At 65.7% G+C, this 24,102-nt stretch carries 21 protein-coding genes and 1 tRNA gene; 19 read left to right on the plus strand and 3 right to left on the minus strand.

The window, feature by feature from the left end:
* Positions 1-74 precede the first annotated feature (74 nt).
* From AC5Y21_RS12740 to AC5Y21_RS12770, 7 genes are all read left to right on the plus strand, one after another.
* Positions 75-719, plus strand: coding sequence for a CoA transferase subunit B (locus tag AC5Y21_RS12740; protein ID WP_499912769.1), 645 nt, complete (start codon positions 75-77; stop codon positions 717-719).
* Positions 716-2,299, plus strand: a complete 1,584-nt coding sequence (locus AC5Y21_RS12745) for a carboxyl transferase domain-containing protein (RefSeq protein WP_499912771.1) — start codon at positions 716-718, stop codon at positions 2,297-2,299. The genes AC5Y21_RS12740 and AC5Y21_RS12745 overlap by 4 nt, the downstream gene beginning before the upstream one ends.
* 4 nt (positions 2,300-2,303) lie before the next feature.
* Positions 2,304-4,304, plus strand: coding sequence for an acetyl/propionyl/methylcrotonyl-CoA carboxylase subunit alpha (locus tag AC5Y21_RS12750; protein WP_499912883.1), 2,001 nt, complete (start codon positions 2,304-2,306; stop codon positions 4,302-4,304).
* Positions 4,301-5,467 carry an acyl-CoA dehydrogenase family protein gene (locus AC5Y21_RS12755; protein WP_499912773.1) on the plus strand — a complete coding sequence of 389 codons (1,167 nt, stop codon included), beginning with the start codon at positions 4,301-4,303 and terminating at the stop codon, positions 5,465-5,467. Before AC5Y21_RS12750 ends, AC5Y21_RS12755 begins: the two co-directional genes overlap by 4 nt.
* The gene (locus AC5Y21_RS12760) at positions 5,464-6,030 is read left to right on the plus strand and encodes a MaoC family dehydratase (protein WP_499912775.1); all 567 of its coding nucleotides are present in this window, start codon (positions 5,464-5,466) and stop codon (positions 6,028-6,030) included. The genes AC5Y21_RS12755 and AC5Y21_RS12760 overlap by 4 nt, the downstream gene beginning before the upstream one ends.
* A complete protein-coding gene (locus tag AC5Y21_RS12765) occupies positions 6,027-6,848 on the plus strand; it encodes an HpcH/HpaI aldolase/citrate lyase family protein (RefSeq protein ID WP_499912777.1) in 822 nt (273 codons plus the stop codon). Before AC5Y21_RS12760 ends, AC5Y21_RS12765 begins: the two co-directional genes overlap by 4 nt.
* Before the next feature lie 133 nt (positions 6,849-6,981).
* The gene (locus tag AC5Y21_RS12770; RefSeq protein WP_499912779.1) at positions 6,982-7,260 is read left to right on the plus strand and encodes a hypothetical protein; all 279 of its coding nucleotides are present in this window, start codon (positions 6,982-6,984) and stop codon (positions 7,258-7,260) included.
* Between the two features lie 52 nt (positions 7,261-7,312).
* On the opposite strand, the gene AC5Y21_RS12775 is transcribed toward AC5Y21_RS12770, so the two are convergent.
* Entirely contained in the window at positions 7,313-8,281 is a 969-nt protein-coding gene (locus AC5Y21_RS12775; protein ID WP_499912781.1) for a GlxA family transcriptional regulator, read from the minus strand.
* A 105-nt stretch (positions 8,282-8,386) separates the two neighbouring features.
* Here AC5Y21_RS12775 and AC5Y21_RS12780 point away from each other — a divergent pair, with 105 nt between their 5' ends.
* The gene (locus tag AC5Y21_RS12780) at positions 8,387-8,836 is read left to right on the plus strand and encodes a hypothetical protein (RefSeq protein WP_499912783.1); all 450 of its coding nucleotides are present in this window, start codon (positions 8,387-8,389) and stop codon (positions 8,834-8,836) included.
* Positions 8,837-8,904: 68 nt separating this feature from the next.
* Here the strand turns inward: AC5Y21_RS12780 and AC5Y21_RS12785 are convergent, their stop codons facing one another.
* Positions 8,905-9,102, minus strand: coding sequence for a hypothetical protein (locus tag AC5Y21_RS12785; RefSeq protein ID WP_499912784.1), 198 nt, complete (start codon positions 9,100-9,102; stop codon positions 8,905-8,907).
* Between the two features lie 653 nt (positions 9,103-9,755).
* Here AC5Y21_RS12785 and AC5Y21_RS12790 point away from each other — a divergent pair.
* The 5 genes from AC5Y21_RS12790 to AC5Y21_RS12810 all read left to right on the plus strand — a co-directional run bounded on the left by AC5Y21_RS12790 (position 9,756) and on the right by AC5Y21_RS12810 (position 13,835).
* On the plus strand, positions 9,756-11,225 hold the full coding sequence (locus AC5Y21_RS12790; protein ID WP_499912786.1) for a biotin carboxylase: 1,470 nt from the start codon (positions 9,756-9,758) through the stop codon (positions 11,223-11,225).
* Positions 11,222-12,397 (plus strand): serine hydrolase domain-containing protein, encoded by a 1,176-nt coding sequence (locus AC5Y21_RS12795; RefSeq protein WP_499912788.1) that lies wholly within the window; start codon positions 11,222-11,224, stop codon positions 12,395-12,397. Before AC5Y21_RS12790 ends, AC5Y21_RS12795 begins: the two co-directional genes overlap by 4 nt.
* 238 nt (positions 12,398-12,635) lie before the next feature.
* On the plus strand, positions 12,636-13,247 hold the full coding sequence (locus AC5Y21_RS12800) for a hypothetical protein (protein WP_499912790.1): 612 nt from the start codon (positions 12,636-12,638) through the stop codon (positions 13,245-13,247).
* Between the two features lie 46 nt (positions 13,248-13,293).
* Positions 13,294-13,545 (plus strand): type II toxin-antitoxin system ParD family antitoxin, encoded by a 252-nt coding sequence (locus AC5Y21_RS12805; RefSeq protein ID WP_499912792.1) that lies wholly within the window; start codon positions 13,294-13,296, stop codon positions 13,543-13,545.
* Positions 13,542-13,835 carry a type II toxin-antitoxin system RelE/ParE family toxin gene (locus AC5Y21_RS12810; protein ID WP_499912794.1) on the plus strand — a complete coding sequence of 98 codons (294 nt, stop codon included), beginning with the start codon at positions 13,542-13,544 and terminating at the stop codon, positions 13,833-13,835. The genes AC5Y21_RS12805 and AC5Y21_RS12810 overlap by 4 nt, the downstream gene beginning before the upstream one ends.
* Positions 13,836-13,868: 33 nt before the next feature.
* Here the strand turns inward: AC5Y21_RS12810 and AC5Y21_RS12815 are convergent.
* Positions 13,869-13,942: transfer RNA gene (locus AC5Y21_RS12815), tRNA-Arg, on the minus strand.
* Between the two features lie 186 nt (positions 13,943-14,128).
* On the opposite strand from AC5Y21_RS12815, the gene lipQ reads away from it, so the two are divergent.
* From lipQ to AC5Y21_RS12845, 6 genes are all read left to right on the plus strand, one after another.
* Positions 14,129-15,379: an esterase LipQ gene (gene lipQ / locus AC5Y21_RS12820; protein ID WP_499912884.1), complete on the plus strand. Its 1,251-nt coding sequence runs from the start codon at positions 14,129-14,131 to the stop codon at positions 15,377-15,379.
* Positions 15,380-15,545: 166 nt separating this feature from the next.
* Complete coding sequence (locus tag AC5Y21_RS12825; RefSeq protein WP_499912795.1) at positions 15,546-17,021, plus strand: WS/DGAT/MGAT family O-acyltransferase; 1,476 nt, start codon at positions 15,546-15,548, stop codon at positions 17,019-17,021.
* Positions 17,018-18,799 carry an HAD-IB family hydrolase gene (locus AC5Y21_RS12830; RefSeq protein WP_499912797.1) on the plus strand — a complete coding sequence of 594 codons (1,782 nt, stop codon included), beginning with the start codon at positions 17,018-17,020 and terminating at the stop codon, positions 18,797-18,799. Before AC5Y21_RS12825 ends, AC5Y21_RS12830 begins: the two co-directional genes overlap by 4 nt.
* Entirely contained in the window at positions 18,796-21,171 is a 2,376-nt protein-coding gene (locus AC5Y21_RS12835) for a glycerol-3-phosphate 1-O-acyltransferase (protein ID WP_499912798.1), read from the plus strand. The genes AC5Y21_RS12830 and AC5Y21_RS12835 overlap by 4 nt, the downstream gene beginning before the upstream one ends.
* Positions 21,172-21,199: 28 nt before the next feature.
* Positions 21,200-23,209, plus strand: a complete 2,010-nt coding sequence (locus AC5Y21_RS12840; protein ID WP_499912800.1) for a bifunctional copper resistance protein CopD/cytochrome c oxidase assembly protein — start codon at positions 21,200-21,202, stop codon at positions 23,207-23,209.
* Between the two features lie 336 nt (positions 23,210-23,545).
* Positions 23,546-24,037 (plus strand): single-stranded DNA-binding protein, encoded by a 492-nt coding sequence (locus tag AC5Y21_RS12845; RefSeq protein ID WP_499912802.1) that lies wholly within the window; start codon positions 23,546-23,548, stop codon positions 24,035-24,037.
* The last annotated feature ends 65 nt before the right edge of the window (positions 24,038-24,102 follow it).

Here is a 24,102-nt window from a genome sequence, read left to right on the forward strand (position 1 = left end):
TGGCCGAGTGACCATGCCCCGCCGAGCGTGACGGCAGCGTCACGTTCGGCCCGTGCAGCGAAGGAGACGGTGCGGTGAGCTGGACGAGGGAAGGCATGGCCGCGCGGGTGGCTGCGGACTTCGAGGACGGTCAGTACGTCAACCTCGGCATCGGGATGCCCACGCTGATCCCGAACCACATTCCCGACGGCGTGCACGTCGTATTGCATTCGGAGAACGGGATCCTCGGTGTCGGTCCCTATCCGAGGCGCGAGGACCTCGACGCCGATCTGATCAATGCGGGCAAGGAGACGGTCACCACGTTGCCGGGTGCCGCGTTCTTCGGTTCGTCGGCATCGTTCGGCATCATCCGCGGCGGGCATCTGGACGTGGCTGTGCTTGGGGCCATGCAGGTTTCGGTCGCGGGTGATCTCGCCAACTGGATGATCCCGGGCAAGATGGTCAAGGGCATGGGCGGCGCGATGGATTTGGTGCACGGCGCCCGCAAAGTGATCGTGATGATGGAGCACGCCGCCAAGGACGGCAGCCCGAAGATCCTCGAACGGTGCACCCTGCCGCTGACCGGTGTGGCCTGTGTGAACCGCATCGTGACCGAACTCGCGGTCATCGATGTCTGCGACGACGGTCTGCACCTGATCGAGACCGCCCCCGACGTTTCCGTCGAAGAAGTGGTCGCGAAGACCCAACCGCCCCTTGCGATTAGAGTGGACACGCGGTGACGACGGTTACGACTGCGCCGTCGTTCGCCGATGAGCACCGCCGGCTGGTGCAGGAGTTGAACGCCAAGCTGGCCGCCGCGGCTCTCGGCGGTAACGAGCGTGCGCGGGAACGTCACGTCAGCCGCGGCAAGCTGCTGCCGCGTGAACGGGTCGACCGCCTGCTCGATCCGGGCAGCGCGTTTCTGGAGTTGGCGCCGCTGGCGGCCGGCGGCATGTACGACGACGAGTCGCCCGGAGCCGGCATCATCACCGGCATCGGCCGGGTGTCGCAGCGCGAGTGCGTCATCGTCGCCAACGACGCCACGGTCAAGGGCGGTACCTACTACCCGATGACGGTCAAGAAGCACCTGCGCGCGCAGGAAGTCGCGCTGCAGAATCGGCTGCCGTGCATCTACCTGGTCGACTCCGGCGGCGCTTTTCTGCCGCGCCAAGATGAGGTGTTTCCCGACCGCGAGCACTTCGGGCGGATCTTCTACAACCAGGCGACCATGAGCGCCAAGGGAATTCCGCAGGTGGCGGCGGTGCTCGGCTCCTGCACGGCCGGGGGCGCCTACGTGCCCGCGATGAGCGACGAGGCCGTCATCGTCCGCGAGCAGGGCACGATCTTCCTCGGTGGTCCGCCGCTGGTCAAGGCCGCGACCGGCGAGGTCGTCACGGCCGAGGAACTCGGCGGCGGTGACCTGCACTCCCGGGTGTCGGGCGTCACCGATCACCTCGCCGACGACGACGAGCACGCATTGCGGATCGTTCGCTCGATCGCGGCTACCTTCGGGCCGCGCGGACCCGCCCAATGGGACGTGGCGCGCCCCGAAGAGCCCAAGCACTCGCAAAGCGAGCTCTACGACGTTGTGCCTCCCGATCCGCGGGTGCCCTACGACGTGCACGAGGTCGTGGTGCGACTGGTCGACGGCGGCGAATTCAGCGAGTTCAAGGCCAATTACGGTAAGACGCTGGTGACCGCCTTCGCGCGTATCCACGGCCATCCCGTCGGGATCGTCGCCAACAACGGCGTGCTCTTCGGCGAATCCGCTTTGAAGGGCGCCCATTTCATCGAGCTGTGCGACAAGCGCAAGGTCCCGCTGCTGTTTTTACAGAACATCGCCGGCTTCATGGTCGGCCGCGACTACGAGGCCGGCGGCATCGCCAAACATGGCGCCAAGATGGTCACCGCGGTGGCCTGCGCCCGCGTGCCGAAGCTGACCGTGGTGATCGGCGGATCCTATGGCGCGGGCAACTATTCGATGTGCGGACGAGCCTACTCGCCCCGCTTCTTGTGGATGTGGCCGAATGCGCGGATCTCGGTGATGGGCGGCGAGCAGGCTGCGTCGGTGTTGGCTACCGTGCGCGGTGAGCAGCTGTCGGCGGCCGGCAAGCCCTGGACAGCCGACGAAGAGGACGCGTTCAAGGCGCCCATCCGTGCGCAGTACGAGGACCAGGGCAGCCCGTACTATTCGACGGCCCGCCTGTGGGACGACGGCATCATCGACCCGGCCGATACCAGAACGTGTGTCGGGCTTGCTCTTTCGGTATGCGCTCACGCTCCGCTGGAATCTGTCTCCTATGGCGTTTTCCGGATGTGACGAGATGTTCGACACGGTACTAGTGGCCAATCGCGGTGAAATCGCGGTGCGGGTGATCCGGACTCTGCGCCGGCTGGGCATCCGGTCGGTCGCCGTCTACGGTGACCCAGACGCCGCGGCTCGGCATGTGCTCGAGGCGGATACGGCCGTCCGGCTGGGACCCGCGGCCGCCCGCGAAAGCTACCTTTCCATCGACAAGGTGATCGCCGCCGCGACGCGTACCGGCGCCCAGGCGATCCATCCGGGCTACGGGTTCCTTTCCGAGAACGCCGATTTCGCAGCGGCGTGTGAACGTGCCGGCGTGGTGTTTTTGGGACCGCCGGCTCGTGCGATCGAGGTGATGGGCGACAAGATCACCGCCAAGAACGCTGTCGCCGCCTTCGACGTGCCGGTGGTGCCCGGAGTAGCCAAACCTGGATTGACCGACGACGAACTCGTTGTCGCCGCAGACGATGTCGGCTACCCGGTGCTGATCAAGCCGTCCGCCGGCGGCGGTGGCAAGGGCATGCGGATGGTGGAGGATCCCGCCCGGTTGCGTGACGCCTTGGTCAGCGCCCGGCGGGAGGCGGCCTCGTCGTTCGGCGACGACACGCTGTTCCTGGAACGGTTTGTGCTGCGGCCCAGGCATATCGAGGTTCAGGTGCTCGCCGACACGCGTGGGAACGTGCTGCATCTCGGCGAGCGAGAGTGCAGCCTGCAACGACGTCATCAGAAGGTGATCGAAGAGGCGCCCTCACTGCTGCTCGACCCGCAGACTCGGGCTCGAATCGGGGCAGCGGCCTGCAACACCGCCCGCAGCGTCGACTACGTCGGTGCCGGCACGGTGGAGTTCATCGTCTCCGCCGATCGCCCGGACGAGTTCTTCTTCATGGAGATGAACACCCGCCTGCAGGTGGAACATCCGGTCACCGAGGCGATCACGGGTTTGGATCTCGTCGAGTGGCAGCTGCGAGTGGCCGCCGGCGAAAAGCTGCCGTTCGCTCAGGACGACATCGAGCTCGACGGCCACGCGATCGAGGCCCGGGTGTACGCGGAGGATCCGGCCCGGGGATTCCTGCCCACCGGCGGCCGGGTGCTGGACGTGTGCGAGCCGTCCGGCGCCGGCGTGCGGGTGGATTCGTCGCTGCTGGCGGGCACGGTGGTCGGCAGCGATTACGACCCCATGCTGAGCAAGGTGATCGCACACGGCGAAGACCGCGAACAGGCGCTGGCACGCCTCGACCACGCGCTCGCGCAGACCGCCGTCCTGGGCGTGCAGACCAACGTCGAGTTCCTGCGGTTCCTGCTCGATGACGACCGCGTACGCGCCGGCGACCTGGACACGGCGCTGCTGGACGAGCGGCTGGCCGACTTCGCACCGTGGCCGGCGCCCGACGATGTGTTCGCCGCCGGGGGTCTGTATGTCCAATGGGTGCTGGCGCAACGGGCCCGCCGTGGCTCGGACACCCTGTGGGCTGCGCCGACCGGGTGGCGAGTCGGCGGCGCGACCGCCCCGGTGCGCACCGCGATGCAAACCCCGCTGCGTACCGAGACGGTTTCGGTGTGGGGCCCGCCGGACACGGCCACGGTACAGGTCGGCGATGGCGAGATCCTTTCCGCAAGTGTGCAAGTCGAGCACGACCGAATGAACGTGACGCTGGATGGGGTGCGACGTGAGTACCGGTGGGCCGAGGCCGACCGGCATCTCTGGATCGCCGACGAGCGGGGGACCTGGCATATCCGCGAGGCCGAGGAGCAGAAGATTCACCGCGCGACGGGGGAGCGGACCGCCGAGGTCGTCAGCCCCATGCCCGGCAGTGTGATCGCGGTGCAAGTCAATTCCGGCGAGGACGTGGTTGAGGGTGACGTGGTGGTGGTCGTGGAGGCGATGAAGATGGAACACTCACTCACCGCGCCGGTTTCGGGGCGAGCGGAGGTTTTGGTGTCCGTGGGGGATCAAGTGACGGTGGACCAGGTGCTGGCCCGGTTGGTCCCAGATTCGACAGAAGAGGATCAGGCAACATGACGACAACCATCCCGGCCGGGACGCTATCCAAAGAGTATGAGGATCTTCGCAACACGGTGGCTGACTTCGCGCGCACCGTGGTCGCGCCGGTGTCGGCCAAACACGATGAGGAGCATAGCTTTCCGTACGAAGTCGTGGCCAAGATGGGCGAGATGGGGCTGTTCGGCCTGCCGTTCCCGGAGGAGTACGGCGGCATGGGCGGCGACTACTTCGCGCTGGCGCTCGCGCTCGAGGAACTCGGCAAGGTCGACCAGTCGGTGGCGATCACGCTAGAGGCTGCCACCGGCCTCGGCGCGATGCCGATCTATCGCTTCGGCACCGAGGAGCAGAAGCAGAAATGGCTGCCGGACCTGATCGCCGGACGGGCGCTTGCCGGTTTCGGGCTGACCGAACCGGGGGCCGGCTCGGACGCCGGCGGCACCCGCACCACCGCGCGCCTGGAAGGCGGTGAGTGGGTTGTCAACGGCACCAAGCAATTCATCACCAACTCGGGCACCGACATCACGTCGCTGGTTACCGTCACGGCGGTGACCGGAAGTATCGCGGACGACAAGAAAGAGATCTCGACGATCATCGTGCCCAACGGCACACCGGGATTCACTGTCGAACCGGTCTACAGCAAGGTCGGGTGGAATGCGTCGGACACCCACCCGCTGACCTTCGCCGACGCACGGGTGCCAGAGGAAAACCTGCTGGGACCGCGCGGCAGCGGCTACGCCAACTTCTTGTCCATCCTGGACGAGGGCCGCATCGCGATTGCCGCACTGGCCACCGGAGCCGCGCAGGGCTGCGTCGACGAGAGCGTCAAGTACGCCAAGGAGCGCCAGTCATTCGGTCAGCCGATCGGCTCCTATCAGGCGATCAGCTTCAAGATCGCCCGGATGGAGGCGCGCGCACACGTCGCCCGCACCGCTTACTACGAAGCAGCGGCAAAGATGTTGGCGGGCAAGCCGTTCAAGAAGGAGGCCGCGATCGCGAAGATGGTCTCCTCGGAGGCGGCGATGGACAACGCCCGCGACGCCACCCAGATCCACGGCGGCTACGGCTTCATGAACGAGTATCCGGTGGCCCGGCACTACCGCGACAGTAAGATCCTGGAAATCGGCGAGGGCACCACCGAGGTGCAGCTGATGCTCATCGCACGATCGCTGGGGCTGTCGTGAGCAGACCGGCCGGCGAAAGTGAATCTGGCGACGCCACGTCGGCGGGTCGCGTCGCGGAATCCGCAGTCGGTGGGGGAAAGTTAGTTGTCCAGCGGGGCTTGTGGTTTGACGAGTTCGAGATCGGCACGACGTACCTGCACCGGCCCGGCCGCACGGTCACCGAAGCGGACAACGTCTTGTTCACCACGTTGACGATGAACACCCAATCGCTGCATCTTGATGCCGCCTGGGCTGCTGAGCAGCCGGGCTTTCGGGGCGAGCGGCTGGTGAACTCGATGTTCACCCTCTCCACGCTGGTCGGGCTTTCGGTTGCGCAGCTGACGCTGGGCACCATCGTGGCCAATCTCGGCTTCTCCGAGGTGTCATTTCCCAAACCGCTCTTTCACGGCGACACGCTGTACGCCGAGACCGTATGCACCGGCAAGCGGGAATCGCGGAGCAGGCCCGGCGAAGGCATCGTCACCCTCGAGCACACCGCGCGCAATCAAAATGGCGACGTCGTTGCCCGCGCGGTGAGGACCACGCTGGTGCAAAAGCGGCCGAGTGAAGGGGCTACCCCGTGAACCTGCGTGCCGCCGGCCCGGGCTGGCTGTTCTGCCCCGCCGATCGCCCCGAACGGTTCGCGAAGGCCGCCGCGGCCGCCGATGTGGTCATTCTCGACCTCGAAGACGGCGTGGCCGAAGCGGATAAGGCCGCCGCGCGCAAGGCATTGCAGGACACGCCGCTGGACCCCGAACGCACCGTGGTGCGCGTCAACGCCGCTGACACCGAAGAGCACGCCCGTGACCTGCAAGCGCTGGCGGATACCCCCTACACCACGGTGATGCTCTCGAAGACCGAGTCGGCTGCACAGGTGACCGCGCTGGCGCCACGCGACGTGATCGCGCTGGTGGAGACCCCGCGCGGGGTCGTGTTCGCCGCCGAAATCGCTGGGGCTTTGGACACGGTCGGGATGATGTGGGGAGCCGAGGACCTGGTCGCTTCCCTTGGTGGCAGCTCCAGCCGGCAGGCCGACGGCAGTTATCGGGATGTTGCTCGCCACGCACGGTCGACGGTGCTGCTTGCGGCGTCCGCATTCGGCCGGATCGCGCTGGACGCCGTGCATTTGGACATCAAGGACATCACGGGTCTGCGCGCCGAGGCCGACGACGCCGTGGCGATCGGTTTCGACGCGACGGTGTGCATTCACCCGAGTCAGATACCGGTGGTGCGTGAGGCGTATCGCCCGAGCGAGGAGAAGCTCGACTGGGCGCGAAGGGTTTTGGCAGCGGCGAAGACCGAGCGCGGCGTATTTGCCTTCGAGGGGCAAATGGTCGACTCTCCGGTGCTCAAGCACGCCGAAATGATGCTGCGGCGGGCGGGTGAGCCGGCGTCCGGCTGACGGTTGCCGCGCCTCCACGATTTCCCCCGCTGTCTTGGGATTTGGGAGCATAATGGGCAAATCCTTCAAGGCCTCGCGCCGAGAATTGACGTAGTTTGGCCGAGCAGCCGGCCACGCGATACGAGGACCAATTGTGACCACCGCGGCAGAGTCAACCACCATCAGTAAGAAGGCTGCCTACCTCCGGTTGGCGATGGTCTCATTTGTTGCGATGGCACTCGCTGCGGTGGGGATCGGTGTCCTGTATCTCGAAGCTCCGGTACGCGGTGAGACGTGCTCCGCGGAGCACGCGACCACGCAGGACGCGATTGGGCACTCCTTGACGTGCAACCCGAGGATGTCCGGAAGCGGCGAGCTGGTCTGGGAGTACACGTCGGAGTCGGAGTTAGAAGCGCAAAATGAGCGCAGCTAGCTCTGCGGGGTCATCGGATATCTAGCGGAGTCTGCCGAAACCCGAAAGGCCGTTACGCCGTTTTCGCCGCAGTGCCCGGACGCAGCGCGCCCGGCGATCGACCGGTGTGCTTCTTCACCAGCCGGTGCAGCGTCGCCGGATCGCCCAGCCCAACTGCGGCAGCGATCTCCTCAAGCGACATTCGGGTCGTTCGCAGTAGATGCAGCGTGCGCTCAAGGCGCACGCGCTGCACGAGTTGCAGGGGACTGAGACCAACCGCATTCCTCGTTCGCCGTGCCAGTGTCCGTGGGCTGACGCCGCACCGATGAGCCAACGACTCCAGCGTGTGCAGTTGGTCTAAATGGGACCGCACAAAGGATTCCAGCGCCGCCACCGTGTCGTCGCGAGCCGCCAGATGCGAGGGAATCAAGAAGCTCGCTTGCGACGTGCGCTGGTCGGCCACGAGGCGGTTGGCCAGTTCGTCGGTCAACACCGCCCCGCCCAGATGACGCATGACCGCCAGCATCAGGTCGATGTGCGCAAAGGCGCTTCCCGCCGTCCAGATCGGCCCGTCACGTATCACCATTTCGTCGATGACGACGCGGGCTGTGGGCACAACCTGGGCGAGCTCCGCGCCGAGCCACCATGTGGTGACACAGCGCCGCTGGTGTAGCAGACCGGCCGCACCGAGAACGAACACGGCGGTGCACGAGGCGGCGATGTCGGCGCCGCGGGCATTCGCGCGCACCAGCCAGGCGCCGGCTTGGGCGATGTCGGCGGCGCTCAGGCGGTGGGAGATCTCTGCTGCGGTGGCCGCTCCCAGGCCGGGTATGACGACGACGTCACGTGGTTTCGCGCGTCCCAGCGGTTGTGCCGTCGCAATCAGACCGCCCCGCAAGGTAACTCGGCTCTGCGGTGATACGAAGCGCAGATCGAAGGTGGAAGTGCCGACGATGCGATTCGCCGCGGAGACAACGTCGATCGTGGTGCCCACCGCGCTCGCGCTAGCTTCGTCCATCACCAGAACGTCGATCCCGATCATGTGGCAAATTATGCAAGAAAATTGTCGTTCCTGCCACTGGTGTGCAGCGCCCGCCGGGACGACATTGGGGAACGAGTTGTTCAATAGACCGCCGGAGGAAACACCATGCCGTTGACGCGAGTAACCCTGACACCAGGCGCATTTGACGAGACGCAGAAGGAGCGTCTTGCCATCGCACTGACCGAGGCCGGCTGCCGTGCCGAATCGGTTCCCGATCAGCCCCAAAGCCGCATGCGTGCGTTGGTGCTTTTCCAGGAGCTGGCGACGGGATGTTTCTACTCCGGCGGCGCCCAGGCTGAGGCGGCGGTTGCGGGAGTGTTCATCGATTGGCAGGTGAGCGCCGGAGTCCTCGATGGGGCACGCAAGGAACGGTTCGCGCGCGAACTCCAAGACGCTGCGCAGCTGGCCACGGGCGGCGACACCGACCGGATGGTGGTCACGTCATGCGTCATTCACGAGATACCCGAGGGGCAGTGGGCCCAGAACGGCGCAATCCGCCGCCTTCCCGAGACCGTCGCGCTCGTCGGCTTCGATCACCTGGTCTCCATCGGCTGAACCGGCTGGCCTCACACGAAAAGGACCCAGCCGATCGGCTGGGTCCAATTCGTGGGGTTATTGCAGGGTTAGCGGCAGGGACCCCAGTACCAGTAGACCGGCACGCCGTTGCGGTAGACCTGGCAGTACACGGCTTTCGGCGCGTTGTCGGTCGGGGCGGCGTTGGCGATGCTGGACAGCCCGATGGCCGAAAAGCCGAGGGCCGAGGCAACCAGAGTCGAGCCGACGGCGGTGCGGACGATGGTGCGAACGCGGTTGGTGATCATTTGGGTTACTCCTTGGATGTGTAGGTGTGGTGGTGCTGTCGTAAAGAATTGCTAACGGCCCTTGACGCATCCTTAAAAGATTCTTGGCATCCAACGGGGGCAGCGTCGGCGTATACGTCGCGGTTGTGCCTGGCGACCGCGAGGGCACTTCGGGCCATACGCCCGGTGCACGGGCAGCCAAGCCAGCTCGAAGCCGCCGCGACTCGCCTGGTGATCTTCCAAGAATCTTCCAAGAATTCGCCAACGCCCACGTCGGACGCTGTTCTCACGCGAATCGACACCAAGGAGGGTGCAATGTTCCGAGTTCACGAAATGACCCCATTCGGCACACCCCCGCGAGTCGCCGCACCGCAGCTTCCATCGGCTGCACTGACTGGTGCTGCGTGGACGCAGACCAGTGACGACCCTTTCTTTGCCGAGATCAACGCCACCGAGATGGGCTACCGGACCGCTCCAAAAGGCTTCGCTGATGGCACCGCCCGACGCGGGGGACATCGGCGGCACCTGAAGCCGCGTCCAGCGTTCTCGCTAAGTGCTGTTGGCGCGCTCCTCCACCTTGGTGGAGGCGGTCGCCACCTTGTCGGTGCCTGAGAGGTTCGGCCGAGGGCGCTGCACGACTTCCACACGGCCACAGGCAGGTGCACACTTGCGGCATGGAGGTATCTGAGCCCGAGCCCCGCCGCGTGTTGAACGGCATCTCCGACGTACGCGCGTTCTTTCACACCAACACCGTGCCGCTGTACTTCATCTCGCCGACCCCGTTCAATCTGCTGGGCATCGACCGCTGGGTACGAAACTTCTTCTACCTGACGTACTTTGACTCTTTCGAGGGCATACATTCGCGCGTGTTCGTGCCCCGGCGTCGCGACCGCATTGATTTCGACTCCATGGGAGATGTGTGCAACCACCTGCTGCGCGATCCCGAGACACTCGAGTTCATCGCGGGCCGAGGACCCGGTGGCAAGGCCTGCTTTGTGATGCTCGACGAGAAAACCCAGGCCCTCGCGCACGATGCGGGCCTCGAGGTCATGCACCCCCCGGCTGAGCTGCGCCATCGCCTGGGCTCCAAGCTCGTCATGACGCGCCTGGCCGACGAGGCGGGCGTGCCGAGCGTGCCGCACGCGATCGGGCGCGTCGGCTCCTACGAGGAGCTCTCGGCGCTCGCGCAAAGCGCCGAACTGGGAGATGACCTCGTCGTCGTGGCCGCCTATGGCGACGCCGGCAGCGCGGTGTTCTTCGTGCGCGGTCAGCGCGACTGGGACGATCACGCCGGTGACCTGGCCGGGCAGGAAGTCAAAGTGATGAAGCGCATCCGCAATGTCGAGGTGTGCCTTGAGGGCACCGTTACCCGACACGGCACCGTGATCGGACCCGCGATGACGAGCCTGGTCGGATATCCCGAGCTGACTTCGCGGAAGGGTGGCTGGTGTGGCAATGACATCTGGCGCGAGGTGCTGCCGCCCGCACAGACGCGCGTCGCGCGGCAGATAGTGGGAAAGCTGGGCGACGTCCTGCGCCGCGAGGGATACCGCGGCTACTTCGAGGTGGACCTGTTACACGACCTGGATTCCGACGAGATTTACCTCGGCGAGGTGAATCCGCGGTTGAGCGGTGCGAGCCCGATGACGAACTTGACCACCGAGGCCTACGCCGACATGCCGCTGTTCCTCTTCCACCTGCTTGAGTACATGGACGTGGAGTACGAGCTCGACATCGACGAGATCAATGCGCGGTGGGAGCGGGGCTACGGCGAGGACGAGGTTTGGGGTCAGCTGATAATCAGTGAAACCTCGCACGATGTCGAGCTTTTCACCGCGACGCCGCGCACCGGTGTGTGGCGCATCGACGACGACGGGCGTGTCTCCTTTGCGCGCCCCGCCAATGACTGGGCCACGCTGCTCGACGGGTCCGAGGCGTTCTACATGCGTGTCGCCGCACCCGGTGACTTACGTTGCGAGGGTGCACAACTCGGCGTGCTGGTCACCCGCGGGCACCTGCAGACCGATGACTACCAGCTCACCGAGCGCTGCCGGCGCTGGGTCAAAGGCATCAAGGCGAAGTTCGCCTCGACACCCCTGGCGCCGGCGACGCCTATCGTCTCGCGGCTCGTAGCACGAGCGTGAGCGGCCCCGCCGGTATCTCCCTGGACAACTGGCTGTCGGCGCCACATTCGCATTGGTCGTTTCAGCACGTCGAAGACTTCGTGCCGACCGCGACAATCTCGCGCGGGCCCGGGCCGGCCGCGGCGTTGCCGGCAGCCAGTGCTCCGCTGGCCGAGATCGCGGTGACCAGCACTGACGGGGCGGCCACCACCGTTGGCGCGGTGATGGCCACTACCGCTACCGACGGGTGGGCCGTCGCCTACCGCGGTTCGATGGTGGCCGAGGAATACCTCGACGGCATGGAGGCCCAAACCCGGCACCTGCTGTTCTCGGTGAGCAAGTCGCTGGTGGCAGCCGTGGTAGGCGCGCTGCACGGGGCCGGCGCCATCGAGCTGGACGCGCCGGTCACGACATACGTTCCCGCCCTGGCGAATTGCGGCTACGCCGGTGCGACCGTGCGCCACCTGCTGGACATGAGGTCGGGTATCGCCTTCTCAGAAAATTACCTCGACCCGACCGCGGAGATACACGTCCTCGAGCAGGCGCTCGGGTGGGCACCCAGGCGCAGTCCGGACGTCCCCGCCACGCTGCGTGAGTTCTTGTTGACCTTGCGGCAGAAGTCGGCTCACGGCGGCCCGTTCGAGTATCGCTCGTGTGAAACCGACGTACTCGGCTGGATCTGCGAGGTCGCAGGCGGCCAGCGGATGCCCGAACTGATGTCGGAACTGCTGTGGAGCCGCATCGGCGCCCAATGCGATGCCACCATCGGCGTAGACGCAGCGGGCACCGGACTATTCGACGGCGGTATCAGCGCCTGCCTGACCGACATGGTCCGGTTCGGGTCGCTGTTCTTGCACGACGGTGTCTCGTTGACCGGGCAGCAGGTGGTGCCGGCGGCGTGGATCGCCGACACTTTCGACGGCGGTCCCGACTCGCGTCAGGCCTTCGCCGCCAGCCCCGACGACACAGAGATGCCCGGCGGGATGTACCGCAACCAAGTGTGGTTCCCCTACCCGGGCAGCAATGTCGCGTTGTGCCTTGGCATGTGCGGTCAGATGATCTACGTCAACCGGGCCGCGGAGGTGGTCGCCGCCAAGTTATCCACCCAGCCGGAATCTCATGAGCCGCACATGTTGGACACGCTGCGCGCATTCGATGCGGTGGCACATGAACTGGCTGGAATCACCAGCTAGCCAGAGGTTTCCGCTGACCATCGTCCGAATAGAAGGCGCGGTGACCTAAGGAACGGCGTTGTTCCGAACGGGCACAAGCAAATTGACTACCGAAAGCCGATTGCGCCTTGAAGGGGGCTGCCAAGGCTCTTGCGGGCTGTCTGCTGGCTTGGGGCGCCAACCCGGCCCTGTTCGTATCTCTGCGCGTCACTGAGCGGGGCATAAACTCTCAATACGGCGCAGGGGAACGGTGACGCTGATGGCCGACACTTTTGTGGATAACGCCCGACTGGTGGCGCTTGATGTGTTCCGTCAAATCGGATGGATGGACGGCATTCTGCGGAATCTGCCTGTTGAAGTTCCCACTGTCCCGGACCTCCTAGACCACCCCACTCATTTGGAGATCGCCGACAGGCAGCGGGGGATCATCCTCTGGGATTTGGAGTCAGCCCGGCTTATTCGTGAGCACCGCATCCGCACTGTGCTGAACGGCGTCACCGCCTTGCTGATACCGCTGGGCTGCGTGGCAGCTTGGGTCGCGAGCGGACGGCCGTTGGCGGCGACGCTGTTCGTAGTCGGGCTGGTGTTGGCGTGGCGGTGCTATGCGGGGGTGGACGAATTGGTCGCCGGATTCGCCGGAAAACCCGACAGCCAGCGGCCCGAACCGTTGGAGATCGTGCCGTTCTCCGACGCGGAGAACAAGTACCTGTTGCAGTCGCAAGAACCAGAAGAGCTCGTTGCGCGCTGCGCCTGCCCCGGCTGCGGCGACGTGACCACCCATTCCTTGCGCAAACGCGTGTCCGGCGACCCGGAATGGGTGAAAGTTGTCCGTCACTGCGCAACCTGCGCGCGGAAATGGGGACAGGGCTAATTGACAGTCCGCCGCGCTGAATACCAATAATTGGTACCATGCGCTGGTGGGTAAGAACACGTCCTTCAGCCTCGACGAGCATTACAGCGCCTTCATCGAGGGCGAGGTCGCCGCGGGTCGCTACCGGTCGGCCAGTGACGTCGTCCGCTCCGCGTTGCGACTGCTCGAGGACCGCGAGACCCAGCTGCGGGCACTACGCGACGCCCTCGACGCCGGCGAACGCAGCGGTACCTCGACACCGTTCGACTTCGACGCCTTCCTCGACCGCAAGCGGACCGAGAAGTCGCCCCGGCGGTGAGCCGATACCTTCTCTCGCTTGCCGCCCAAGCGGACCTGGAGCAGATCTGGGAGTACACCCACGACCGCTGGGGCATCGACCAGGCCGAGGGATACCTGCGCGAACTCCAACGAGCCATCGAACGTGCCGCAGCGAATCCACTAATCGGCTGGGCTTGCGACGACATCCGCGCCGGTTATCGCAAGCTCGCCACGGGGTCACACACGCTGTTCAATCGGGTCACTGCTGAAGGCATCATCGATGTCGTGCGCGTCCTACACCAGCGGATGGACGTCGACCGCCACCTCTGACTACGTGCGACGCAACTGGCTAGCCTGACCCGGTGCCCCCGGCACGACTCGAACGTGCGACCTAGGGATTAGAAGGCCCTTGCTCTATCCACCTGAGCTACGGAGGCAATGTGCTGGTCAGTCTATCCAACGGCGGCCGCCGATAGATTTCCTCCACCGCGACGCGCGCGAAAAGTCTTGCCCGTCCGCAACTATCGGTTATGGTGTGAGCCTCGACACACGTGCTCCACCGGCTGGCAATCAGCCGTTAACGCAACGATGCGTGTGCCTGACGTCGAGGGGTGGGCTTGACCATGGTCATGAACGTGACTTCGCGGTGCTCCCGGGCTGGTGCCGAAGCGCTGCGACAGGGAGCTCAGCTGGCGGCCGACGCCAGAGTCACATTCCAGAACGGCGCATTGTTGCTGCGTGGCTCGCCGTTCGCCGTGGGCTGGGTCGCCGGCTGGCTGTCCACCGAGTTTCCCCCGCACGTCGTGACCGGGCATGCGTTGTCCCGGGTATCCGGCTGGTCGATCGGCCGCGTCGGCGCGACGTGGGCTGCGCAGCGGGCGGATCAAGCCCTCACCGCCGCGCTCGAGGAATCGTTCGGGCCGGACTACCGCGACCTGGTCTGTCACCCGGCCTGCGATCCGACCGTCCGTGCGCGTCGCGGCCTGTTGCCGGTGGCCGGGCCGCACCGCCGCTACGCGGCCCACACCTCCGACATCCCTTACGGTCCGGGAGGCCGCGACAATCTGCTCGACATCTGGCGGCGCACCGATATCGCGCCCGGCGACCACGCCCCCGTCCTGATCCAGGTCCCCGGAGGAGCGTGGTCGCTGAACGGCAAACGCCCTCAGGCCTACACGCTGATGAGCCGAATGGTCGAACTCGGCTGGATCTGCGTCTCGATCAACTACAGCAAGAGCCCGCGCAGCAAATTCCCCGCACACATCATCGACGTGAAGCGCGCGATCGCCTGGGTCCGCGAGAACATCGGGGACTACGGCGGCGACCCGGATTTCATCGCGCTCACCGGCGGGTCCGCGGGCGGGCACCTGGCTTCCCTGGCCGCGCTCACCGCCAATGACCCGACCTTTCAGCCTGGATTCGAAAGAGCCGATACGACGGTGCACGCGGTTGCGCCCTACTACGGCGTCTACGACTTCACCGACTTCGACAACATGCACGAAATGATGCTGCCGTTCCTCGAGCAGTTTGTGATGAACGCCCGCTACGCCGAGGAGCCGGAGCGATTCAAGGCGGCGTCACCGATTTCGTACGTGCACCCCGCCGCGCCGCCCTTCTTCGTGCTGCACGGCGAGAAGGATGAACTGGTTCCCACCGGCCAGGCCAAAGCCTTCTGCGCCGCCCTACGCGGCGCGGGCGCCGCCACCGTGTCCTATGTCGAGCTCGCCAATGCACACCACGCTTTCGACATCACGCCCACGGTCCGATCCCGGCTGACCGCCAATGCCGTCGCGGACTTCCTCGGCGTCGTCTACGGGCGCCGCACCAGCTCGGTGGTGGATTCGCTGCCGTTAGCAGTAACCCCGGCCAGCTGAACCGCGTCTCGCGAGCAGCGGCAGCCATTCCGCTGCGTCGGTCCTCACCTGCTTTCACCGGCGCGCCAACCGGACTAGCGTTGTCATGACAATCGGGTAGCGCGGTGCTGAAAGCAGGAGGCTTGAGCGGCGGTGGCGAGATTGGCACGTCGGCGGGGTCGTGAAAATGGCTGAGTCCGTCGAAACCTTGAGTTTGTCCGACGAGCTGGGACCGGTCGACTATCTGCTGCATCGCGGCGAGGCCAATCCGCGGACCCGCTCGGGCATCATGGCGCTCGAACTTCTGGACACCACACCGGACTGGGACCGGTTCCGGGCCAGATTCGAAAGTGCCTCCCGAAAGGTGTTGCGGCTGCGACAGAAGGTCGTGGTGCCGACTCTGCCGACCGCGGCACCCCGCTGGGTGGTGGATCCCGACTTCAACCTGGACTTCCACGTACGCCGGCTGCGCGTGTCCGGGCCCGGCACGCTCCGTGAGGTGATCGATCTCGCTGAGCTGATGCTGCAGTCACCGCTGGACATCTCGCGGCCGCTGTGGACGGCCACCCTGGTTGAGGGTCTGGCCGACGGCAGGGCCGCGACGCTGCTGCATATCAGCCATGCGGTCACCGACGGCGTGGGCGGCGTCGAGATGTTCGCGGAGATCTACGACCTGGAGCGTGATCCACCGTCCAGACCGACGCTCCCGCAACCGATTCCGCAGGACCTGACGCCCAACGACCTGATGCGGGAGGGCATCAACCATCTGCCTGCCGCCATCGTCAGCGGTGTCGTGGGCGCGGTGTCCGGGGCGGTATCGGTGGCGGGGCGGGCGATTCTGGATCCGGTGTCGACCGTTTCAGGGATCGTCGGCTACGCGGCTTCGGGTGTGCGCGTGATGAACCGAGCCGCCGAGCCGTCGCCGCTGTTGCGCCGGCGCAGCCTGGCCAGTCACACCGAAGCGATCGACATTCCGCTCTCGGATTTGCACAAGGCCGCGAAGGCCGGGGGAGGATCGATCAACGACGCCTATCTCGCCGGTCTGTGCGGTGCCCTGCGCCGCTACCACGAGGCTCTTGGCGTGCCTATCAGCACGCTGCCGATGGCGGTGCCGGTGAACCTGCGGGCCGAAGGTGATGCGGCCGGCGGCAATCAATTCACCGGCGTCAACCTGGCGGCGCCGGTGGGGACCGTCGATCCGGTGGCCCGGATGAAGAAGATCCGCGCTCAGATGACCCAACGCCGCGACGAGCCGGCGATGAACATCATCGGTTCCATGGCGCCGGTCCTGAGCGTTCTGCCGACAGCGGTGCTCGAGGGGATCACCGGTTCGGTGGTCGGCTCCGACGTGCAGGCCAGCAATGTCCCGGTCTACCCCGGAGACACCTTTATCGCCGGCGCAAAGATCTTGCGGCAGTACGGCATTGGGCCGCTACCCGGTGTGGCGATGATGGTGGTGCTGATTTCCCGTGGCGGGTGGTGCACCATCACCGTGCGCTACGACCGGGCCTCGGTCAAAAACGACACGTTGTTCGCGCAGTGCCTGCTCGACGGTTTCGACGAGATCCTGGCGCTGGCCGGCGGAGATTCGCCACGCGCGGTGCCGGCGTCGTTCACCGCCGAGCCGGCCGATTCGGTTGCTCGATCGGCGTCGGGCTCATGAGCACCTCGAAAGAGCTGGACGAAGACCGCCAGACGAACAGGCGCCCAAAGGAGGGAAAGGATCTGCGGTTGCCCGGGTCGGTCGCCGAAATCATGGCCAGTCCTGCGGGCCCGCAAGTCGGAGCGTTTTTCGATCTGGATGGGACGTTGGTCGCGGGCTTCACTGCCGTCATCCTCACGCAGGAGCGACTGCGGCGCCGCGACATGGGCGTGGGCGAGTTGCTCAGCATGGTTCAGGCCGGTCTGAACCACACGCTCGGGCGCATCGAGTTCGAAGATCTCATCGGCAAGGCGTCGATGGCGCTGGCCGGGCGGCTGATAGACGACCTGGACGAGATCGGCGAGCGGCTGTTCGCCCAGCGGATCGAGTCGCGGATCTACCCCGAAATGCGTGACCTGGTCCGGGCGCACGTGGCCCGCGGCCACACCGTGGTGCTCAGCTCGTCGGCGCTGACCATTCAGGTCAATCCGGTGGCGCGCTTCCTCGGGATCAACAACTTGCTCACCAACAAGTTCGAGACCAACGAAGAGGGGCTGCTCACCGGCGGTGTGCTGAAACCGATCTTGTGGGGGCCGGGCAAAGCCGCTGCGGTACAACGGTTTGCGGCCGAGCACGACATCGACCTCAAGGACAGCTACTTCTACGCCGACGGCGACGAGGACGTCGCGCTGATGTACCTGGTCGGCAATCCGCGGCCAACCAACCCCGAAGGCAAGATGGCCGCCGTCGCCAAGCGCCGTGGCTGGCCGATTTTGCGATTCAACAGTCGTGGCGGCGTAGGCCTGCGGCGGCAGATACGGACGCTCGCCGGCTTGGGTTCGATGTTCCCGGTGGCCGCCGGCGCAGTGGGAGTCGGGGTACTGACCGGCAGCCGGCGCCGCGGGGTGAACTTTTTCACCTCCACCTTCTCGCAGGTGCTGCTGGCCACCGCCGGAGTGCAGCTGAACGTGATCGGCAAGGAGAACCTGACCGCACAGCGCCCGGCCGTCTTTATCTTCAACCACCGCAACCAGGTTGACCCGATCATCTCCGGCGCGCTGGTGAAAGACAACTGGGTGGGTGTGGGCAAGAAGGAACTGGCCAACGACCCGATCATGGGCACCCTCGGCAAGCTATTGGACGGCGTGTTCATCGACCGCGACGATCCGGCCGCCGCGGTGGAGACGCTGCACACCGTCGAAGAGCGCGCCAAGAATGGTCTGTCGATCGTAATCGCCCCCGAAGGTACCCGGCTTGACACGACCGAAGTCGGACCCTTCAAAAAGGGGGCGTTCCGCATGGCGATGGCGGTGGGTATCCCGATTGTCCCCATCGTGATCCGCAACGCGGAGATCATCGCTTCGCGAAACTCCACGATCATGAATCCGGGAACGGTCGATGTCGCTGTGTTTCCGCCGATTTCGGTCGACGGCTGGACTCTCGACACGTTGCCGGAGCGAATCGCCGACGTACGCCAACTGTATTTGGACACGCTGGCCGACTGGCCCGTTGACGAGCTGCCCGAGCACAGCTTGTACGCCCGGGCCAAGAAGACGGCGCCTCGGGCCGCCAAGACGGCCGCCAAGAAGACGGCCGCGAAAAAGGCACAGCCTAAGAAGACGGCAGCTAAGAAGACGACGGCTAGGAAGACTGCGGCTAAGAAGACGACGGCCAAGAAGACCGTGGCTAAGAAGACGACGGCTAAGAAGACAGTCGCTAAGAAGACCGCGGCTAAGAAGACGGCTCCCAAGGCGGCCAGCGCCGAATCGCCGACCGATCGGTCCCGAGGACGGCCGTGACCAAACCGGCCGCACACGTCGGCGCAGTCCTCACCGCGCAAGACTCACTGGTGCTGGCGTCTATGGAGACTCCAGTCGAGCTGCAGCTGGTCATGGATTGGCTTGGCCGCCAGCGGGCCCGCAATCCGGAGACAAGGTTCGACGTGTTGAAACTGCCGCCCGGCAATGCGGCGCCGTCGGCGCTGACAGCGCTAGTTGAGCAACTCGAATCCGACTCCGCGGCGGATGACCGCTCGATCGTGCCGGTGCGCGTGGTCTGGTTACCTCCCGCTGATCGCAGCAAGTTGGACAAGGTCACCGGTCTGCTGCCCGGCCGGGATCCCTACCACCCCAACCAACGTCAGCAACAGCGCATCCTGCGTACCGACCCCCGCCGCGCGCTGGTGCTGGCCGGCGAGCCGGCCAAGGTATCCGAACTGCGCCAGCTGTGGCGCGACACCACGGTCGGAGAGAACGAGCGCGATTTCGCACAGTTCGTCACCCGGCGGGCGATTCTGGCACTGGCGCGCGCGGAGTACCGGATCCTGGGACCGCAATACAAGTCGCCCCGCCTGGTGAAGCCAGAGATGTTGGCGTCCTCGCGATTCCGCGCCGGCCTCAAGCGGATCCCGGGAGCCACCGTCGAAGAAGCCGGGAAGATGCTCGACGAGCTCGCGACTGGATGGAGTCAGGCGTCGGTAGATGTGATATCCGTGCTCGGCAGGTTGCTCAGCCGAGGATTCGATCCCGAATTCGACTACGACGAATACCAAGTCGCGGCCATGCGCGCCGCGCTGGAAGCCCATCCGGCCGTCCTGCTGTTCTCGCACCGGTCCTACATCGACGGTGCGGTGGTGCCAGTAGCCATGCAGGACAACCGATTACCGCCGGTGCACATGTTCGGCGGCATAAACCTCTCATTCGGCGTCATGGGCCCGCTGATGCGCCGCTCGGGGACGATCTTCATCCGCCGCAACATCGGCGACAATGCGTTGTACAAGTACGTGCTCAAGGAATACGTGGGCTACATCGTCGAGAAGCGCTTCAACCTGAGCTGGTCCATCGAGGGCACTCGGTCGCGCACCGGAAAGATGTTGCCGCCCAAGCTCGGCCTGATGAGCTATGTGGCCGACGCATACCTGGACGGACGCAGCGACGACATTCTGCTGCAGGGAGTTTCGATCTGCTTCGACCAGCTGCACGAAATTGCCGAATACGCCGCCTATGCGCGCGGGGCCGAGAAGACGCCCGAGGGCTTCAGCTGGCTCTACAACTTCATCAAGGCACAAGGTGAGCGCAACTACGGCAAGATCTACGTCCGCTTCCCCGAAGCGGTTTCGATGCGGCAGTACCTCGGCCCACCGCATGGTCCGATGGCTCAGGACCAGGACGCCAAACGACTTGCAATGCAGAAGATGTCGTTCGAAGTCGCCTGGCGGATTCTGCAGGCGACGCCGATCACGGCGACCGGCCTGGTGTCGGCGCTGCTGCTCACCACCCGGGGCACGGCGCTGACGCTCGACCAACTGCACCGCACTTTGCAGGACTCACTGGACTACCTGGAACGCAGGCAAACGCCGGTGTCGACAAGCGCATTGCGGCTGCGCTCGCGCGAAGGGGTACGTGCGGCGGTGGACGCCCTGTCCAACGGGCACCCGGTCACCCGCGTCGACAGCGGCCGGGAACCGGTGTGGTACATCGCGCCCGAACACGAACACGCGGCGGCGTTTTACCGCAATTCGGTGATCCACGCCTTCTTGGAGACCTCGATCGTCGAACTCGCGCTTTCGCACGCCCGTCATGCAGACGGCGACCGCATGGAGGCGTTCTGGGCCCAGGCGATGCGGTTGCGCGATCTGCTGAAATTCGATTTCTACTTCGCCGATTCGACGGCGTTCAAGGAAAACATCGCCGAAGAGATGGCGTGGCACGACAATTGGGAGACCCACGTCGCCGCCGGCGGCGAGGAGATCGACGCGATCCTGTTCGCGAAGCGACCGTTGATGTCCGACGCCATGTTGCGGGTGTTCTTCGAAGCGTACGAGATCGTCGCCGACGTGCTGCGCGATACTCCGGCGGACGTCAGCCAGAAGGAACTCACCGAGTTGGCACTCGGGGTAGGTCGTCAATACGTGGCACAGGGCCGAGTCCGCAGTAGCGAACCGGTGTCGACACTGCTGTTCGACACGGCGCGCCAGGTCGTCGTCGACCAGGATTTGATCGCGCCCGCGTCCGACCTCGCCGAGCGCCGGATCGCCTTCCGCGCGGAATTGCGCAACATTCTGCGAGATTTCGACTACGTCGAGAAAATCGCGCGTAATCGATTTATCGCACGCGAGCTGGAGGCCCGCCAGGAACGCTCCACGGCCAAGGCAGAGAGTCAAACTCAGTAGCTCGGGCACGCGACCATACCCTGGGTAGATGACGGTTGCTCGCCCCGCCGGCAAGCCCGCCGCGCTGATCTGGCCGCTGCTGGCCGGCGTCGCGGTGCTTGCGGGTTGCACGGCGGCCGGCATCGGCGCGTTGTCGTTGGCGAACGCGCTGACGGCAACCGGGCTGCCCGATCCCGGTCCGGCGACCACCCTGGGCCTGCCATTCGTCCGCGCGGCCGGTGAGATCGCCGCGGTGCTGGCCGTCGGGTCATTCCTGTTCGCGGCGTTCCTGGTGCCGCCCCAGCGCACCGGGGTACTCGACGTCGGCGGGTACCGTGCGCTGCGGCTGGGGACGGTGGCATCGGGAATCTGGGCGGTGTGTGCCGCCCTACTGGTTCCGCTGACCATCTCTGACGTGTCCGGTCACCCGGTGGCTGAGCATCTCAACCTGGTGAAGCTGTGGTCGCTGGCCGGACTGGTCAACACCGCGTCGGCGTGGCGCTGGACGGCGGTGCTGGCCGCCATCGTCACGCTGGCCAGCGTGACGGTGCTGCGCTGGTCGTGGACGCCGCTACTGCTATTCGGGTCGTTGGTGACGCTGATTCCTCTTGGGCTGACCGGTCACTCGTCGGCCGGTGGTTCGCATGACCTGGCCACCAACAGCCTGCTGATCCACCTCGTCGCGGCCAGCCTGTGGGCCGGTGGTCTGCTGGTGTTGCTCGCCCATGCGCTGCGCGGGCCTGAGCACACTGACCTGGCGGCGCGGCGCTTCTCCGCGATTGCGCTGTGGTGCTGGGTCGCCATGGCGGTCAGCGGTGTCGTCAACGCATTGGTCCGGGTGCTGCCTTCGGACCTGCTGACCACCGGCTACGGACGACTGGTCGTCGCCAAATTCGTCGCGCTGTGCGCGCTGGGCATCCTCGGCTGGCGCCAGCGGCGCACCGCAGTCGCTGCGCTGCAAGCGGATTCGGACTCGCCGAGAACGTCCCTGATCCGGCTGGCGCTGACCGAGGCAGTAATTTTCGGGCTGACCTTCGGTATCGCCGTCGGGCTGGGCCGCACACCGCCGCCACCACCGCCGATCCAGATACCCTCGATACCCGAAGCCGAGATCGGCTACGACTTCAACGGGCCGCCCACCCTGTTGCGCGTGCTGTTCGACTGGCGTTTCGACCTGATCTTCGGTACGGCGGCAATCGTCTTGGCGGTGCTGTATGTGGCCGCGGTGATGCGGCTGCGCCGCCGCGGCGACAGTTGGCCGCCGGGCCGGACTCTCGCCTGGCTGCTGGGCTGCGCGGCGTTGCTGTTCGTGACTTCGTCGGGCGTGGGTCGATATATGCCGGCGATGTTCAGCATGCACATGGTGGCCCACATGGGTCTGTCGATGCTGGTACCGATCCTGCTGGTGCTGGGCGGCCCGGTCAGTTTGGCCTTGCGGGCGCTACCCGCCGCCGGCCGAGACGATCCGCCGGGCATGCGGGAATGGCTGTTGGCCGCGCTGCACAGCCGGTTCTCGCAGCTCCTGACCAACCCGGTGGTCGCTACCGCGCTGTTCGTGGCGGGGTTCTACGGCCTGTACTTCGGGAGCATCTTCGACGACGCTGTGGGCAGTCACGCCGGCCATCTGGCGATGAACGTGCACTTTCTGCTCAGCGGCTACCTGTTCTACTGGATCGTGATCGGGGTGGACCCCACACCGCGGCCGATCCCGCCGCTGGCCAAGTTGGCTGTGGTCTTCGCCTCGCTGCCGTTACACGCCTTCTTCGGCGTGGAACTCATGAGCACCCGCAGGGTGCTCGGCGCCGCCTACTACCGATCACTGGGCCTGAGCTGGCATACCGATCTGCTGGGTGATCAACGATTGGGCGGTGGAATAGCCTGGGCGGCAGGCGAACTGCCGTTGGTGATCGTGATGATCGCGCTGCTGGTCCAGTGGGCGCGCAGCGATAAACGGACCGCCCGGAGGTTGGACCGGGCCGCTGAGCGCGACGACGACGCCGACCTGGCCGCCTACAACGCGATGCTGGCCGAACTCGCGCGTCGCGACGCAGGGCACTAGAGCGTGCAGCGACGTTGCGTTAGCGGCTCTCGCGGCGACCGTGTGGACTGGTTTCTCCGAAACTGTAAATTTGCAGCGAAATGTCGAGAAGAAGCCTGCAAAACTACAGGCTCGGCGCTCCGTCCCTTCTCTTCCATCCCGACTCCCAGGCGTCGATGTCGTCGGCGGCCCGCCACACGGCAAGCATGACCTTGCCGGTCCTCTCATCCACAGTCGCGACTTTCTCCACAGCCCCCGTTTGTCACGACCAAGCAGGATCCGACTTGTCGGTGACCCGGCGCTGAATGAGCACCAAGCACGAACGCTGTCTGGAACATCGAGGAAGGAATCGAGTCAATGTTTGAAACATCGCTTACCGTTGTCGGTCACATCGTCAACGACCCCCAGCGCCGCCAGGTCGGCAACCAGGAGGTCATCAAGTTCCGCGTCGCCAGCAATTCCCGCCGGCGAACCGCTGACGGCGGCTGGGAGCCGGGCAACTCGCTGTTCATCACGGTCAACTGCTGGGGCAAATTGGTCACCGGGGTGGGCGCCGCATTAGGCAAGGGCGCACCGGTGATCGTGGTCGGCCACGTCTACACCAGCGAATACGAGGACCGTGAGGGCATCCGTCGGTCGTCGCTGGAGATGCGTGCCACGTCGGTCGGACCCGATGTGTCCCGCGCGATCGTGCGGATCGAGAAGCCGGGCTATACGGGTCCGACCACCGGTGATGCTCCCGCATCCGCGGCAACTGCCGGCGACGCCGCCGACGAAGACACCGGCACCGGAGCGGACCGGACCGAGTCGGCCGACGCCGGCCGCACCCCGCTACCGCTGTCGGCTTAGCACGGCTTTTCCCAGCGAGCGGACACCACCGTCCGCTCGTGGGGAGGTCGGCCGACCGCCTTAGC

This window comes from Mycobacterium sp. NGS41 (genome assembly GCF_059812725.1).